The organism is Streptomyces sp. NPDC012935 (assembly GCF_042900345.1).
Lineage (GTDB): Bacteria > Actinomycetota > Actinomycetes > Streptomycetales > Streptomycetaceae > Streptomyces.
This window is the reverse complement of the sequence record NZ_JBIBBC010000055.1, coordinates 1-1,938: the sequence shown is the minus strand read 5'-3', so window position 1 is coordinate 1,938 and position 1,938 is coordinate 1. Positions and strand designations below refer to the sequence as shown.

Below are 1,938 nucleotides of genomic sequence, written 5' to 3'. Positions count from 1 at the left end.
CGACAGGTTCATGAACGACGTCGGCTTCGCCAGCACCACCCGGCGGCTCGCCGGCCCCGGCGGACCGATCCGCCCCTCGACGACCTGCGCCTGCGCCTTCCCGGCCCGCTTGAACTTCCCCCCGATCCGCTCCGCGAGCAGATCCACCACCATGAACCCCACGTTGTGCCGGTTCCCCGCGTACTCGGGCCCCGGATTGCCCAGGCCGGCGACCAGCCACGGCGCACTCGGATCGGTCGTCACGTCCACGTCTCCATCGATACGCGCCAGCCGCCGCCCCCGAAGGGACGGCGGCTGACGAAAGCGACGACGGAACCGGTCACACGGCCCCGCCGGAATGCGAGGATCAGGCCTCGGCGACTTCCTCGCCCTCGGCCTCGGCGCCCTCAGCGGCCTCCTCGGCCTGCGCGGCCAGCACCTGCAGCACGACCGTGTCGTCCTCGACGGCCAGCTTGGTGCCCTTGGGCAGCTCGATGTCCTTCGCCAGGATCGACGCACCGGCCTCCAGGCCCTCGACCGACACGGTCACGGACTCGGGGATGTGCGTGGCCTCGGCCTCGACCGGAAGCGCGTTCAGCACGTGCTCGAGAAGGTTGCCGCCCGGGGCCAGCTCGCCCTCGGCCTGCACCGGGATCTCGACCGTGACGGTCTCGCCGCGCTTCACCAGCTGCAGGTCCACGTGCTCCAGGAAGCCCTTCAGCGGGTCACGCTGCACGGCCTTCGGGATGGCCAGCTCGTTGGTCTTGCCGTCGATGTCCAGCGCGATCAGGACGTTCGGCGTACGCAGCGCCAGCAGCAGCTCGTGACCCGGAAGGGTCAGGTGCAGCGGGTCGGAACCGTGGCCGTACAGCACACCCGGGACCTTGTTGTCACGACGGATACGACGGGCCGCACCCTTACCGAACTCGGTACGGGACTCGGCGGAGATCTTGACCTCGGACATGACGATCACTCCTCGTAGAAGTAGGACGGACGGGGTCACCCGGCCACGAACGGCCTGCTACGAAGAGCGCGTCGATAACGGACAACCGCATCCCGCAACGGGAAACGGCCTCCCTCGCCGAGCAACTGCAGCAGTCTACTCGGACCCGGAGGCCGTTCCCAAAACGATCTCTACAGCCGGCTCTACTGCTCGTCGAACAGGCTCGTGACCGAACCGTCCTCGAACACCTCGCGCGCCGCACTCGCGATCGTCGGCGCGATCGACAGCACCGTCAGCTTGTCCAGATCCGCCGCCAGCTCACCCGGAGTCGGCAGCGTGTTCGTGAACACGAACTCGCTCACGCGCGAGTTCTTCAGGCGGTCCGCCGCCGGGCCCGACAGCACACCGTGCGTCGCGGTGACGATGACGTCCTCCGCGCCGTGCGCGAACAGCGCGTCCGCCGCGGCGCAGATCGTGCCGCCCGTGTCGATCATGTCGTCGACCAGGACGCAGACGCGGCCCTTGACCTCACCCACGACCTCGTGGACGGTCACCTGGTTCGCCACGTCCTTGTCACGCCGCTTGTGCACGATGGCCAGTGGCGCGCCCAGCCGGTCGCACCAGCGGTCCGCGACCCGGACCCGGCCCGCGTCCGGCGAGACGACCGTCAGCTTGTCCTTGTCGACCTTGCGGCCCACGTAGTCCGCCAGCAGCGGCAGCGCGAACAGGTGGTCCACCGGCCCGTCGAAGAAGCCCTGGATCTGGTCGGTGTGCAGATCCACGGTCAGGATGCGGTCCGCGCCGGCCGTCTTCATCAGGTCCGCGATCAGACGGGCCGAGATGGGCTCACGGCCACGGTGCTTCTTGTCCTGGCGGGCGTAGCCGTAGAACGGCACGATCACGGTGATCGAGCGGGCCGACGCACGCTTCAACGCGTCGATCATGATCAACTGCTCCATGATCCACTTGTTGATCGGCGCCGTGTGGCTCTGGATCAGGAAGCAGTCCGCACCCCG

2 protein-coding genes and 1 pseudogene are annotated in these 1,938 nt (G+C 68.5%); all 3 read right to left on the bottom strand.

What is annotated here, in order from left to right; all coding sequences use genetic code 11:
- Window positions 1-249 (bottom strand): annotated as a pseudogene (locus ACFY5C_RS41360) (aminoacyl-tRNA hydrolase); the annotation flags it as partial.
- A 97-nt stretch (window positions 250-346) separates the two neighbouring features.
- On the bottom strand, window positions 347-943 hold the full coding sequence (locus tag ACFY5C_RS41355; protein WP_062673933.1) for a 50S ribosomal protein L25/general stress protein Ctc: 597 nt from the start codon (window positions 941-943) through the stop codon (window positions 347-349).
- Between the two features lie 182 nt (window positions 944-1,125).
- Window positions 1,126-1,938 (bottom strand): ribose-phosphate diphosphokinase (locus ACFY5C_RS41350; protein WP_389455228.1); only part of this gene is annotated, 813 nt, incomplete at its 5' end.